General features: G+C 41.0%; 15 protein-coding genes. 6 read left to right on the top strand and 9 right to left on the bottom strand.

Translation table 11 applies throughout. The features are described from left to right. Positions 1–29: 29 nt before the first annotated feature. Both IQ276_RS35175 and IQ276_RS35170 read right to left on the bottom strand, forming a co-directional pair. The gene (locus IQ276_RS35175) at positions 30–260 is read right to left on the bottom strand and encodes a hypothetical protein (protein WP_235116259.1); all 231 of its coding nucleotides are present in this window, start codon (positions 258–260) and stop codon (positions 30–32) included. Between the two features lie 71 nt (positions 261–331). Then, positions 332–1,407 (bottom strand): ISKra4 family transposase gene (locus IQ276_RS35170; RefSeq protein WP_373690616.1). Its coding sequence is split into 2 segments (ribosomal slippage): positions 332–1,249 and positions 1,252–1,407, totalling 1,074 coding nucleotides; the frame shifts between segments, so codons are not numbered across the junction. A gap of 124 nt (positions 1,408–1,531) precedes the next feature. Between IQ276_RS35170 and IQ276_RS35165 the strand changes: the two genes are divergently transcribed. From IQ276_RS35165 to IQ276_RS35140, 6 genes are all read left to right on the top strand, one after another. Then, positions 1,532–2,614: a Zn-binding domain-containing protein gene (locus tag IQ276_RS35165; protein ID WP_235116258.1), complete on the top strand. Its 1,083-nt coding sequence runs from the start codon at positions 1,532–1,534 to the stop codon at positions 2,612–2,614. 293 nt (positions 2,615–2,907) lie between these two features. Beyond that, positions 2,908–3,162: a hypothetical protein gene (locus tag IQ276_RS35160; RefSeq protein ID WP_185566044.1), complete on the top strand. Its 255-nt coding sequence runs from the start codon at positions 2,908–2,910 to the stop codon at positions 3,160–3,162. Further along, complete coding sequence (locus tag IQ276_RS35155) at positions 3,159–3,497, top strand: type II toxin-antitoxin system RelE/ParE family toxin (RefSeq protein ID WP_094344623.1); 339 nt, start codon at positions 3,159–3,161, stop codon at positions 3,495–3,497. Before IQ276_RS35160 ends, IQ276_RS35155 begins: the two co-directional genes overlap by 4 nt. A gap of 474 nt (positions 3,498–3,971) precedes the next feature. Then, positions 3,972–4,715: a hypothetical protein gene (locus IQ276_RS35150; RefSeq protein ID WP_228043094.1), complete on the top strand. Its 744-nt coding sequence runs from the start codon at positions 3,972–3,974 to the stop codon at positions 4,713–4,715. A 48-nt stretch (positions 4,716–4,763) separates the two neighbouring features. Next, a complete protein-coding gene (locus tag IQ276_RS35145; protein WP_193917501.1) occupies positions 4,764–5,618 on the top strand; it encodes a hypothetical protein in 855 nt (284 codons plus the stop codon). Next, on the top strand, positions 5,618–6,274 hold the full coding sequence (locus tag IQ276_RS35140) for an N-6 DNA methylase (RefSeq protein WP_193917503.1): 657 nt from the start codon (positions 5,618–5,620) through the stop codon (positions 6,272–6,274). Before IQ276_RS35145 ends, IQ276_RS35140 begins: the two co-directional genes overlap by 1 nt. A 187-nt stretch (positions 6,275–6,461) precedes the next feature. Here IQ276_RS35140 and IQ276_RS35135 read toward each other — a convergent pair whose 3' ends face one another. The 7 genes from IQ276_RS35135 to IQ276_RS35105 form a co-directional block, all read right to left on the bottom strand. Then, positions 6,462–8,324: a type IV secretory system conjugative DNA transfer family protein gene (locus tag IQ276_RS35135; RefSeq protein ID WP_235116257.1), complete on the bottom strand. Its 1,863-nt coding sequence runs from the start codon at positions 8,322–8,324 to the stop codon at positions 6,462–6,464. 127 nt (positions 8,325–8,451) lie between these two features. After that, complete coding sequence (locus IQ276_RS35130; RefSeq protein ID WP_193922382.1) at positions 8,452–8,625, bottom strand: hypothetical protein; 174 nt, start codon at positions 8,623–8,625, stop codon at positions 8,452–8,454. A gap of 140 nt (positions 8,626–8,765) precedes the next feature. Beyond that, entirely contained in the window at positions 8,766–11,681 is a 2,916-nt protein-coding gene (locus IQ276_RS35125; RefSeq protein WP_193922384.1) for a GUN4 domain-containing protein, read from the bottom strand. Continuing rightward, on the bottom strand, positions 11,678–12,019 hold the full coding sequence (locus tag IQ276_RS35120; protein WP_193922386.1) for a hypothetical protein: 342 nt from the start codon (positions 12,017–12,019) through the stop codon (positions 11,678–11,680). Before IQ276_RS35120 ends, IQ276_RS35125 begins: the two co-directional genes overlap by 4 nt. A 304-nt stretch (positions 12,020–12,323) precedes the next feature. Next, positions 12,324–12,572 (bottom strand): hypothetical protein, encoded by a 249-nt coding sequence (locus tag IQ276_RS35115; RefSeq protein WP_193922388.1) that lies wholly within the window; start codon positions 12,570–12,572, stop codon positions 12,324–12,326. A 42-nt stretch (positions 12,573–12,614) separates the two neighbouring features. Continuing rightward, positions 12,615–13,178 (bottom strand): IS630 family transposase, encoded by a 564-nt coding sequence (locus tag IQ276_RS35110; protein WP_309245649.1) that lies wholly within the window; start codon positions 13,176–13,178, stop codon positions 12,615–12,617. An 8-nt stretch (positions 13,179–13,186) separates the two neighbouring features. Beyond that, positions 13,187–13,687: a helix-turn-helix domain-containing protein gene (locus IQ276_RS35105; protein WP_235116256.1), complete on the bottom strand. Its 501-nt coding sequence runs from the start codon at positions 13,685–13,687 to the stop codon at positions 13,187–13,189. Positions 13,688–13,926 lie beyond the last annotated feature (239 nt).

Genomic DNA, 13,926 nt, shown 5'->3' with positions numbered 1-13,926 from the left:
TTGCCTAAATGCTTGTATTTACTCAGTTTTCAGGGTGTCGCTTGAGGTAAGCAAGGAGTAGAAGCTTGTAATTTATAGTACCAATACTTCTTCAGATTTTGGCGGACTTGGTAACGCGCTACCCAAGCTCCTTGTGGAGCAAGCGCCCCCTGCTTTAATATAATAGCTTGTTGTTTTTCTAAAACTGTAATCGCTTTCTTAATCCGCTCAAATCGAGCGATTTTGTCAAGTTCCACATCGTTGGCTCTTGGTTTTGGCATACACAGGCACACAAAACTATTCGCGATTATAACTCGCGAAGTACAAGAGTCAGAGAGTTTGTGCGATTTATTTATCCAAAGGTGGGTGCGAGGAAGCCATAAAAGTTGGCACAACGTAAAGACAGCATCTGTGGTAAATTTTCATACTTCCAGCAAGCTCCTACTATTTGTAGTCGCTTATCTATTTGTTTGACGGCTGACTCCACTGCTCCAGAACCAATGGAGCTTAATTGTTCTGCTTGGAAGTACATATAATTTACCAACCGATGTCGGTGTTTACATAGATAGTTGATGAACTGTGTTGCTCCCACATAAAAGCATTTTTTGAGTTTGGTGATTGCTGGTTCTACAAGTCCTAGCCAAAGTTCGGCCTCAATGTCCACCAGAAATTTTTTAGTGGCTTGTATTTTATACAGGTTTTCTTTTAAATGATACCAGTCTAAAATTTCTTGACGAATATCCGAGTCAGCTATTTCTGAAAATAGATTCCAAATGCCATCATGTCCATCTCCCAAGCAATAAAGAGTTCTACCGATGTTTTGACTATTGACCCAATTAGTGAGTCCGAGATTATCCTGAAAGAATGCTCCGTAATATATCCCCTGCAATCTTCCTGTTTTATACTCTTTCCAGTAGGCAGACTTACCTTTCTCTTGAGACCGTAACCGTACTTTTCCCCCATCCAAACATACCTCTGTTAATTTCTGTTTGACATTCGGGGGAGATGTATCCACCTTCTGGACTTGGCGATGATAGGTGCTATGACCTACTTCTATCCCGGTCATGACCTTGAGGTCAAGTTCAGCATCTTGGAATGAAACGTTTGCTGCCAGTAATAAACAGCACTTTTCTAATAATGGGCTAAACCGCCTATATGGCTCAATCCCCATCCGCAAGGCTTGAAGTCTAGTGATAATTATTTTACCTACACAGCTTCTTATGGTTCGGTTGCGCCCTCTGGTCGTTCCCGTCTTTTCTCCGATAAAAAAAAGGCGATTTTCGGGCTGACGTGTTCCAGTACCTGATCTCGAACGGCTGTTTCGATTCCTTCAAAGGTTTCGATTTTTGAGGATGGCGTGTTTTTATACAGAATCTTGGCGATGGCTTTTACGTGTGCATCCAACTGTTTTTTATCTTCTGGGGTCATTGTCCTTGATCTTGGGATTGAACACAAATAATTCTCTCGAATTCTTGTGTTGATGTACAGCCCCCCATTTATTCGCGATTATTACTCGCGAATAAACTGGTCTTTTCACCCTCTTTTTGCAAAATTGGGATGCTCCCATCCCCATAAAGATGTTAACTTTCGGGGTGGCTCATCCCAAACTACCATCAAGCTAGTAGATGCAGAATCTGGGGAAGAACTAGAGGAAATCTCAGAAGATATTGCTCACCGAGAAGTCCATCCCCAAGCCATCTACAAACGACAAGATACCAATGGACGAATGCTGACTTATCAGTGCATCTCCCTTGACTTGAACAGCAAGCAAGCAATATTAAAACAGACAGCAGATAGCCCACTGTTTACGGTTGCAGTTACGGAATCAGAAACCAGTAGCCTAACAGTGCTGACAGATCCGGTGAAGTTACCATTGCTGTTTTCTCAAGTCAGTGAAGTTGATGGCTGTCAGGAATACTTAACCCTGGAACTTAGTTTTGGTGAAGTTAAACATATTACCAGTGGTTACAGTTTAATGACCCAAATGTATGAGCAGACTTGTTTGAACAAGCGGTGTCTTAACTACAAAGAGCCGCTACCTAAAGAACGTCGTTGTCCGCTTTGTAGCAAACTCACACGCAAAGCTGTAATTGTGAAAACCCTATCAGAAGAAAAGTTTGAGCAGCCTTTCCGTACTCAATTTTCAGCACCAATGGTAAAAGTAGCGATTAACTCAAGTGCGCGGCAATACCTCCAGCACAATGCCTTGGAAACTAGAACCAATTTAACCCGCAGTGGAGAACCAATTCCACCAGGTTATCAACAGTTGTGGGAATATTCCAGTACCTTGATTGCTATCCACAGTTTTGGGCATCAAATTATGAGAGCGTTACAGCTGGTGGCTAGAGTTGACCCAAAACAGGTAAATTTTACAGTAGTGAAGGAGTTAGGGGAAAATAACAATTATACAGGCTATTTCTATGATACCAGTGATGGTGGTAATGGTGCGGCTGAGGCTGTGTTTAAGCATCTGCCAAAACTTGCCGGTGCTGCTAAGGCGATCGCACGAGATTGTAATTGTGATACTGGCTGTGCCAAGTGCCTAATTCAACATGGTTGCCCTGATGGTAACACTGCTTTATTGAAGCAAATGGGATTACTGTTGTTAGATGCGATCGCCTCCTCCAGGGCGTAGCTCTACACTTGATGTTTGACACGAGCATCGTCGTAGACATTGCGGAGCGTCTCCAAGAGTTGGCTTTGGCGTACCCTTACTCAAAAGCTTGCTACGCGTAGCGTCTCTAAGAGTTGCCATCGCTTGCAGCTTAATTTTACAGGTATCTAGAATTAGCGCGATGTCTACAACGGGTGTAGCTGAAGCACTCCCACACTTGAGCAGTCCGCTTTACCCAATCTATGAGGTGCCGCAGCTACGCCCAGAGCAGGCATCGCTATAATAAAACCAGTATCACGCTCGGAAAACTCACAATGTCCATTACACTTGATCTGCCACCGAAAGTTGAGGCGCTGCTGCGACAGCGTGCCCAAAGTACTGGACAAGATATTTCGCAAATGGCGCTAGCGGTGCTGACTTTAGGACTGAGTTTGGACGATCAAGATTTTTTTGAGGCTTTAAAGGGAATCCAACGTGGGCTTGATGATTTTGAGCAAGGACAATTTTCGAGTTTAGAGGACTTCATTGCTGAACAAAATCAGAAATATGGATTGTCTCTTGAAGCATGACATACCGCATTGATTTCTCTAGCATTGCGAAAGCCGAAGCGGATGCTGCATTCTTAAGTTTTTCTCAGTTTACCACAGATGAACGCGCCCAACTCTGGTATCAAGGGCTGATTAAAGCAATCGTCTCTCTACAAGAAATGCCTCGGCGCTGTCCAATCGCTCGAGAGGATGCCTTCTTTAGTCAAGAAATTCGTCAGCTTCTTTACGGGCAAGGAAAGCAAACCTATCGTATTCTATTTACGGTTCTTGAAGATCAGCCTGTTCCCACGGTGAGAATTCTCCATATTCGTCATGGCGCACAGAAGACAATTGGTGAGCCAGAAGTAGAGGATTGATCGTATTGACATTCCATCCACAATATCTTCCTCAAGATATGGAGTGTAGGCGTAGCCTGATGGTGATGGGGCTACACCTACACTCATGAGCGCAAACCACGTTGCAGAGCGATCGCCTTTCGCAGAAAAACAACATTTGTAACAAATAAAGAAGTAATGAGAGCAATAAAAATAAAACAGAGCGATGGCAACTCTTAGAGACGCTACGCGTAGCTTGCTTCCACGAAGTGGTACGCCAAAGCCTTTGGCTAACGCTAATTGTTGCTCTAATAGACTGAATAATATCCAAAGTGACAATACTGCTTCAGATTTAGTGCAGTAATTTTACAGTTATTATTAGATGTGCTTGATTTACCTGATATTAGCCGTATTATCGCTGAGTGCATAGCAATCAACCGCCGAACAATCTTATCGATCTCTAAATCTAATATGCTGTAATCAATGACTGCCTGACGAATAGGTGTATGTCCTTGATTGACAGCTAATTTTTGTATCTTGGCTGTACGTCTAATTAATTTGCAGCTTACCGCTGCATTGGAGAGATGTTATGTTTTCTCCATCATGCCAGTAATTAATCTTGCCGATATTCAACAAATTACTAAAACACAGCAACAACTCCTATTACCCAGTCAAAAATATCATCCAAATCGCTCTGCCTTTGACTCTATAGTTGCAGATAACTTCTCTTTGGTGATGAGACAACTATTTTTAGGACTTCCTATAGAACCTTTATTAAATGCCTATCCTCAAATTGCTCAGTGGGTTTTTCAAATACAGGAACTTGCACCGGAAATTTTTAAATCTCAAAAAAAGTTATTAGTCGGTAATCCAGTTATTGCACCTCTTGCGATTAATGACGATAAGCATTTTATTCAAGTATTAACAAATATAGCATTTAAACAAGGTATTCCCAGGCTTTATGAATGGGCTATACGCCATCCACATTTAAGCTGGCAAGACCGGGTAAAGTTGTGGACTACGGCTAGACAATACTCAGTTACTCCTAACCAAATACAACTCGTAATTTTAGCATTACATCCTGTTAAACCAGCCCAAAGATTAGATGTACGCTGGAATAAAAAGGATCAGATGCAAACTGAAAAATGGTTAATTAAACTACTGACTCAATCTCCAGATAACAAATCACAATCAAACATAGCTATTCCTGAGTTATCGTCAATGGTCAATTTAGAAGCTATTCCAGAAGTCAAGATTTAAGAGGCTAATGCCTCTGCCATTGGCAAATGTTTATTACACATAACACCAATGGTACTCAAATCAACTTTTGAACATGGATGGCTATTATCAAAACTACTGAAATTAGACTATGAATATCAAGGTAGGTGGGAGCAATGGCGATGGACAATGGAAACTGGAGAACTACCTAAAGAAATACCACAAACTGACTTTTTAGACTTAGGACATCCTCAAGTTTTACAGATGCTCTCAAGCTGTCTGCAATCTATTACTACAGGTGGATGTGGCAGTCCTTCCAGATTTATTCCCTATTTCACTGACTGGTTACTTTATGCTCTAGGGCATCCCAGCATTGCTAAATTGCCTCATGAGCCAGAGGGATGTAACGGTGCGAGTAATCGTCTTATTCAAGAACTAGAACTGAAGCTTTTGATTTCTTGTCCCTTCGATTACTTCGGTAATTTATTGGCTGCTAATCGTTACGGGCAATCAAGAGCTAAATTCTATCCTACTCCTACTTGGACAGCCAGGACAATGGCTATTGCAGCAGTTGACAGTTCTGCTGCAATAGCACCATTTCATATATATGAACCAGCACTTGGTACAGGAAGATTAGCACTGGAAATGTCAAATTATGCCATCAGTTTGACAGGCTGGGAGTGGGATTCACTACTAATAAAAATAGCAAGTTTAAACTTCATGCTTTACGCTCCCTACTTGGCATTGCCTATTCCTAGTTTGGGTGGAGATTTAGTCATCGGTGACACCCTGAGTGGCAAGGGGATTTCTTTTATCCGACCAAATTTAAAGTATGAAACTCCCGCATCAACACCTAAACCGAAGCTAAATAATAGTTTGCTAATTAATGGTATCAAATACGAAAATACTAAAGCAGAAAATATGTTGCAAGGAAGTTTATTTTGATGAAAATTCAAATTGCTGATTGGCAACAACTATTTCAAAATTGTGTCAGGAATTCTCCTCTGCCAATTTCCTTGCCTACTGTAGCCATTGCCAATCCTCCCTATTGCAAAATTAATCTCACTTCCGATTCAGAACTAGCCCGATTTGAGATGGCTTATAAATGGATAAAACACGGAGATGGAAACTACGTGATTACATCCAAGTTGAAAACCCAAGCAGAACAAGAGTGCTTATTTGTAGAACAGTGTTTAAATCAATTGCAACCTGGTGAAATAGTCTGTATATTGGTATCTAATGGAATTCTGTCTTCATCTAACCAAGCACACTTTCGCCGATGGCTATTAGAAGACATGGCTTTACTAATTGCTTCCATTCAGTTACCTACAGAAAACTTTCAGGTAGAATGTGGATTAGGAATTATCACCAGCTTTTTAATTCTTCAGCGCAAAGGTGGGGATTTGCCAATACCAGAAGACTACTCAATTTTTATGGCAGTTGCGGATAAAATTGGTTTTGATAGTAGAGGTCGTCGTCTCTTTCGTTCAATTACAAATGGGCAACAAACCCAAGAAATTGATAGTGATTTACCGCTAATTATGGAAGAATTTAAAAAGTTTATGACAGAAGTTTGGCAAAATCATATTTACCTAAAGTAATTCAGGACTTATATCAAGCCGGGTACGTAGCAGGCGCTCGTTAAGCATGAAAGAAAGCACTTCCCCCTGCTTTCCCTGCCTCCTCTGCGGTCTTAATGATAAGTCTTTCACCAAACATGAGATTACAGGGGAGTTACAGGAGTGCCTTGCTTTGCGAGGAGCTTTGCTAACAATATTTTGTCAAAATTTAATGCAATCCTGGTGTTTGATAAACTCGCCTAGTAAAATTTTCTAAAACATCAGTTTCACTGCTACTAGACTCCTGTGCAGGTGCTACATCTTCTTCTGGTAATGGCAACATCCGCGCTGCTGACTCAATACGTTCATGTAATGCTTGTGTTAGCGTTTTAATATCAGGAATTATCACCTGACTTTCTAAAGCAGGTTTAACTTGTGTGTCCCAAAGAGCCTCACTATCATGCGCCCGTTTTTCATCGGCTTTGGACACGGGAATAATTAAAGGATAAGGAATAGAAGCTTGTCCCTCTGAACTGTAACCAGGACTGGTAATTACGCACTTGCCTTGAGGAAATTTCAAAATTTCGTCAGCACTGATTACAGGCATTTTTTGTAAATTCTCACTCCAGCTAATTGAACGGCTCATTTGTCCGCCAAGCGATCGCCCTGTGGTACGATTTTTAATCAGCACTTCCTTCTCACCGTAACGTTTGGAGTAATCTTCAGCCGTTTTGTAGTTACCAGGATTGAACAAAACATGGGTACTGCAAGCTGATGCGATCGCACTCCCCATCTTATCCCCATAAATATCGTAAAGTTGCTCTAAACTTTGGATACCCAGAATAAAGCAGGCACCATTGGAACGATATTCATTAATCCACTGCGGTAAGCGGTCTAGCTTAATTGATGGTAATTCATCCAAAGAAATAATCAACGGGTCTTTGCGGGGACGGCTCAAATTACCGACAATCATCAAGTGCATTGCAGCCGCCAGCAGAGGCCCAACCACACTGCGGCGTTCATCATCTAGCTTGAACACCACCATCTCTCTACGTTCAAGCTTAGTGGGAATATCCGATTTCCCTATAAATGCTCGCAGCAAATCAGCTTGGATGAAAGATGAGAAAGTACCTGCTGCTGTGGTCAAAATCCCCGAAATAGTCTTCTCTGCATCCTTGGCACTCAAAAATTGAATAAATGAAGTTGCCACCCATTCATCCAACCTTTTTGACTGCACCGCATGGTCAAGACGCTGTACCAGTTTTGGCAACCGCAGCACCGCATAAAGCATCGCCATATCTGGGTAAGGAGAACCCTTGACTAACTGCAATAGTGCTTTAGCTAACAAGTCCCCGGCTTTAGAAAAGAACTCATCACTTTTACCACCACTAGCAGCATTGCGGTTAATCACTTGTCCAATTTCTCCTGCCATCACCCCATCGCGTGCATCACGCATATAATCCAAAGGATTGATCACACCGCTAAAGGGTTCACCGGGGGCAAATACTCGTACTTTGTAACCATAACGGGCTGCTAAGGGTGCATGGAGTCGTAGTTGGTCGCCCTTCTTGTCGTAGAGTAAAATCGGAAAACCTTGCTGCATCGCACTTTCTAACATCCGGTCTATGGTAGAGTAGGTTTTACCAGACCCAGGCGCACCTATTACCAGTGTTCCCCTTTCGGCATTGGGAAACCAAACTGTAGGTGCAGCACCAAGCATAGTTTGTATGTTAGCCAGCAACCCCCGCCATTTACCTTTTACCCAATAGCGAGGAGTTCCAGACCACAGGGTAACTTTATTGTGTTTATGCTCCTTGATTTGCTTGAGTGCTAGATTAGTTGCTGCTAATTTCTCGCTGACACCGCAGACTTTACCAGTGGTAATTTTGCCTTTACCAGTACCACTGATTTGCAACAACAGTATAACTAACAGTATTCCACCGATCATCATCCAACCTTGGGGGTTGTTATACTGTTGAAACAACTTGCCAAAGTCAATGCTAGCCAGAGGTGTATGAAATGATGACACTTCAATTAATGTCGAGTTAGCAGTGATCTGGTTGTGTGGTAGATTTTTCTGGTAAATGTTCATAGCAGTTAAGTATGCATTTAGCAGAAATTTTAGCTACCAAGTGAAAGCTAAAGTATTGACCTTTTGGACATTTTTTTAGAGGTGTTAGAAACTCTATTTCTAGAGGAGTGTCAGATACATAACAGCTTTATGAGTGGTTGCTGTTAAACCTGGCCAATAAATCCTCACGGGAGAGATTCGATAACTGCAACAGTAAAGAAGCATACTCTTGTGAAGGTAGCTCTAGAATAGGGTGAATAATTGTGGCTAATTGTTCATCTAGCTTACCAAATCGAACTGTTAGTAAATTTTCTACAACCATACGTTGCCCTTGCTTTTGAGCCTCTTGCTCCTACTGTATATATTGGACGCAGGACACTTCATTGACCGGGCGAAACTGCCTTAAATACTGCGATTGGAGTTTTACGGTGCAAATTAGATGGAGGGCAGAAGCGCTAGTTCCTAATGCCCAGAACTGCAATCCTCTATTTCGTAACACTCCCTTAAACGCTGCCCGATTGCCATCATTTGGATATACGCCACATGCCCCTCCATTACAAGCCAACCAAAGCCCCATGAAGCCCCGCTTTTGCACAGGATCATTAATGGCAATGATCCCTCCGATACTGCTGGCGCTCCACTCAGTACGTTATCTATTACTGCCTTATACTCGAAAACATTCCAGCCTACGCGCTCAATAAACTCCTCCCTCCCTAATAATGGATAACGCCAATCATCTTCGTTCGTTCTAATCAAATTCTGCACCAAATTATCCCGAATTTCCATTTGGGTACTGATGCCAAATTTATTATTACTATTTTGAAGCCAGAGCCTATCAATTTCCCTAAGAGTTTTACAGGGGAAAATATTTAAAAAATCTAGCCACCAAACATTTTTTTGTCTAATCTTGAATTGGTAAAAAATCCAAGCAGTTTCTACATCTGCCTCAAACCACTGTTTTTGCTGAAGATAGTTTGACAATTGTGTGTATAGTCCATCTTTTACCAAGTCATCAGCAACTTTTCTCAATTCTGATTCCAAAGCTTCATCAGCTGTGCCGTCATTCGGAGCTACCAGCATTTGAAAAAAGCCTTGCCTGAATCGTCCAGGACTGTCTTTATTGGCGAATTTCAATCTAAAAATCTCTTGCCATTTTTCAACCTTTTTATTTTCATTCCTCCACAACTCATATAATTTTTCATGAGCTTTTTGGTATAGAGAATAGACTTTTGGCGCTTCAGGGAGGTGAATATTAGGTATGATGTGGGGTATGTGTGAAACTCGATAAACCCTGTTTTCTTCTTGGACTTCAGAACTGACCTCTATTAGTCCCAGTTTCAGCCCCCTTTGTAATTGTTGTTGATAATTAGTTAGCTGATCACAAACAGCTTCTAAAGCTATCATAGGAACAGGCAACTCGTAGACTAAGCAATTGCAAAGAACCCGTTGTAACGGCTCATGAATAAGCTGATATAATTCCTCTGAAATAATTTTATCTTTCCATAATGCGGGACTTCTTTCTAGTTCTATCAATTTCTCCTCTGCATCTTGTTTGTCCAAAATTTCATTATTGAGAAATTCCAATAATCGAGGGTTTCCATCTGCGAAAGCTAAGGCTCGTTCCCGTAAAGGATCAGATACTTTATTAGAGCTAAAATTTTCTAGTTGACTTAGCTTTTTAGTTAACTCTGTATTTTTTAATGGTTCTAGACCTTGTTTATAGAAAAATTCCAATAAGTCAGAATCAAAATCATAACGACAGGTAATAATAATTCTATTGTCAGTTCCCGTTTCTTGGATTGCTTGTACTAAAGCTTCTAAAATTGGCGCTGCTTGAGGTTTAAGTATGTATAGACCTTCACGGAGTTCAAGATTCCATTCAAAATCATCAAAAATAAGTAGAAATGGTTTTTCTCCCATGTCTGCTAATTCACGGAACAAGTAAACTAATCGGGATTTGAGTAGAATCTGGCTATTTTCCAGATGGGTGATTAGCTCCAGTTGCAAGGGTTTAATCAGCTTATTTTTTAACTTCTTAATCAAATCGAATTCATGAATTGATCGCCACCAGAGAATCTTTTCATGTTCAGGCAACCTGTCCCAGAGTCGAGAGGCAATACTACTTTTCCCCCATCCTCCCATTCCATGAATTAATACTCCTACTTTGTTAAATTCTGTTTTCAGAGTCCGCAAACAATTCTGTAACTGACGACGGCGACCAACAAAATTCTCTCTACTCACAACCCTTAAGAGTTTTTCATCATCCCTAAACTCAACTTCATTAGACGATTTAGGCAGTTGTTTGCGTCTTGAAGTCTTTAATGGAGTTACTAATGCCAATGGTAAAGTACTTGCTACATACAACCGTAATTTATGCCAATCGGGTACTTTTTGCTCAATTAATTTTTGATAAGTAGAAGCGATCGCTTTTGCCACCGTACCCCCTTGTGACAACTCCCAATACAATTTACTAGCGGCAGAAGTGGCATCGGCATCACGGACTTGATCGCCCCAACCAAGTACAGCAGTTGCGCCTATGTTCAATAATTCTTCTGCCATTGAGGGAACTGTATTATCATTATCCCAAGAATAACCTGTACGGCAACCAGATAGAAAAATTAAAGGTGGTAAGCATTCTGAGTTGTCTCTCAGCGCATCAGCGATCGCGCTTGTACTGCTATCAACTCGGTTGCCATATTCGTCTTCTGTTAAAAAGCATGGCTTTTTATCTTGAGCGCTAGCATGACCTGTTAAATGAAAAACATCAAAGTAACTTGTTTCGTACTCCCGAACCATATAAGCTAACTCAGTTAAACAACCACTTTCTTCCACTCTCAAGTCCATTGGCGTGCGCTCAGTTGCCTTTAAAATTTGTCCTTCCTCGGCTTCATAATCTAATACAGGTTCAACTCCTAAAGGAGATGTCGCCATAAACAGCACATTCAGGGGGCGATTTTGAGGTGTGTCCACGCTCATCATTATTGGTTTACCATTAGACACCCACCGTACCGGAATAATAGATGGTCTTTTCTCTACCAAAAAACACTCGCCATCATGTAGCAATTCCCAAGGCAGATGAGCTAGCCCTTTATCTGTGGAGAGCGCTATTATCAACCCCTGCGGATGGGGCTGATTTAGGGCATTGGCTAATAGGCGATCACTCTTATCTAGCCAGTGATAGAGTGCTTGACCAGTAGTATCATAATCTACCGGACGACGAGTAAAGTAGAGAGTATTTGCTCTATCAATTAACTCTTTGATTTCTGCTAAAGACAGCTTATGTTCCTTGCTGCTAGAAGGATCGTCCCAAAAATAACGCAGAAGAGCATAATCCTTGCCCTGTTCAGTGAGACTGATGTGGAGAATTTTTACTGTCACCGTACTTCATCCTCTAGAATCTTGCGAATCTGCTCTTCTGTTACTTCTATGGTGAGTAGCAACCGTTGACCATTTTTTCCGATCAACAGAACTCTCAATTCTTGAGTTTTTGCGTTTACACCTTTAGACTTTTGGGATTTCTGATACCATTCATAAATTTCTTTAGCAATTGTTACAGTTCCGCTTACAATTCCAACAATTGTAGCAATGGTGGTTAAAGTTAAAGGCTCTCCCCGTTCAACTTCATCAATTGTCTGATAGCTTCCTTCTAATCCTTCAATTGCCAGAAGTTTTTCTGTAGCTTGTACTGCGTCTCTTCCTTGAATTTCAATTTCCATATCGCCAAATTTTCAATAGAATTATTTTGATATTTAGTTGCGAGAATTTATCAAAGCAAAATTCAGGAGTCAGAAGCCAGAATTCAGAATTTACCTTTTGGCGAGTGGTGAATGAATAAACGGGTTTAAGACGAGAGCTAAATTTTTAATTTTGCAGTTTACAATTAGTGGCGGCTGCTACTCCGAACTTTCTTGTTCTGACTCCTGAATTCTGACTTCTAGATTCTTTTTCAAGCAAACATCAGATTTTTCTACATATTTCTGATTTCTTGTTTCAAGTTATGCTACTTTCTGATTTAGTGGCTTACACTTGAGAAGACGATAGTGCTTCACTAGCCAGCCATTGCTTGATTAGCTCTACCACAACGTGGCTCATCTTCAACCCACGCAAAGCACAAGCAGCATGGAACTGCTTTTTGAGATCATCTAGAATACTAATTTGCATAGCAGCTAGTCTAGGTAATGTATATCCAAAACTATAAATGTACAGAACAGCACTTAAATGCATATTAGCATTAACAGCAGATTTACGGAAGTCGTTAAGCTTAAGCAAATCTAAACTTTTATCCAAATATCTGCTTTCCCCTTGTTTATACTAAGTTGCGTTCAAAGGTAGTATTCTGAGATGGGGAAAGAAAGTTAAAGAACGCAGGCGATCGCTATCAGAACAAAGCTCGACTAAACCCTGGCATAGTACCTCCTCAACTTGGTCTAAAGTAGGAAAGACTTGATTATAAAAGTGTTTTTCTCGAATATCTTCCCAGATGTGTTCAACAGGCATTAATTCTGGGCTATGAGCAGGTTGAAAAATTAAACGAATATTTTCCGGAACTTTTAAAGCATTAGAACGATGCCAAGATGCTTTATCTAACTGTAAAATTACAAAATAATCAGCAAACTCTTGAGAAATTTGTGATAAAAATAAATTCATCATTTTAGTATTAGCATAAGGCAAAGTTAAGCAGGTCATCTTGCCTAATTCGGGTGCAACTGCGGCGTAGGCATAAATATACTGCCTGACTTGTTGTTTTGGTACAGTTGGGCGTATACCTTGTGGACACCAACAAGCCCGAACCTCCCCAATCCGACCAAATCTGCCTTCATCTCCTGCCATTAATACTACAGGTCTAGTATCAGATGACTCTCTTGTTTGATTTATTTGTTCTACTAGCTGAGGAAAGTTTTTTTAAATTCATCAACAGCATTTGGGTCTTTTTTGGGATGAGTTGGTCTTGGGACTATTTTACGCCATTGATGCCGTTCTAATAGCCGATAAATTGTCGTCTTATGCACTGGAAAACCATATTCTTTTTCATAGGCAAGTTTGATTTGCATTGCGGTTGCAACCTGACCACGACGCGCCTTTTCTTTAAAAGAATCTATCAGTTCTTTTTCTTGTTCCCAGCTTAAATAGCAATTATGTCTACCCCCTTTCCCTGGCGTTGATAACCCGACTTCTCCTTGACGGTTGTATTGCTGAATTATTTTCCTGACAAATCCTTTGGATACTCCTACGTGTAAAGCTATCTCGGCTGCTGTTCTTGGGTCTGCGATCGCATTGTATATCACTAGCCATTTTTGTCTCTCCCAATGCGATTGGGCTAATTTTACTCTTTGTTTTACCGTCTCTAAATCTAAATGGGGAAAAGCTTGCGTTACTTGAGCCATATACACCCGTCAGACTTCACTTTTGTTTTCGTCATCTCTTTTTCTAGACTACTACATCTGACTGCAACTTGGTATTAGCATTGATTTCAGCGTTTACAGGGTTGTTTCATCATTTTCTTGAGATGGTACTCTCTCGACAAAATACGCTTGGGTTGAGCGAAATTTACGCCCGTGGACAAGAAGATGCCGACATCCTTGGTTGAAGGGGGAGGAAAACATGAAATCCTGTGGTGGAGAGT

This window comes from Desmonostoc muscorum LEGE 12446 (genome assembly GCF_015207005.2).
Taxonomy (GTDB): domain Bacteria; phylum Cyanobacteriota; class Cyanobacteriia; order Cyanobacteriales; family Nostocaceae; genus Nostoc; species Nostoc muscorum.
This window is presented reverse-complemented; position numbering and strand designations above follow the sequence as displayed.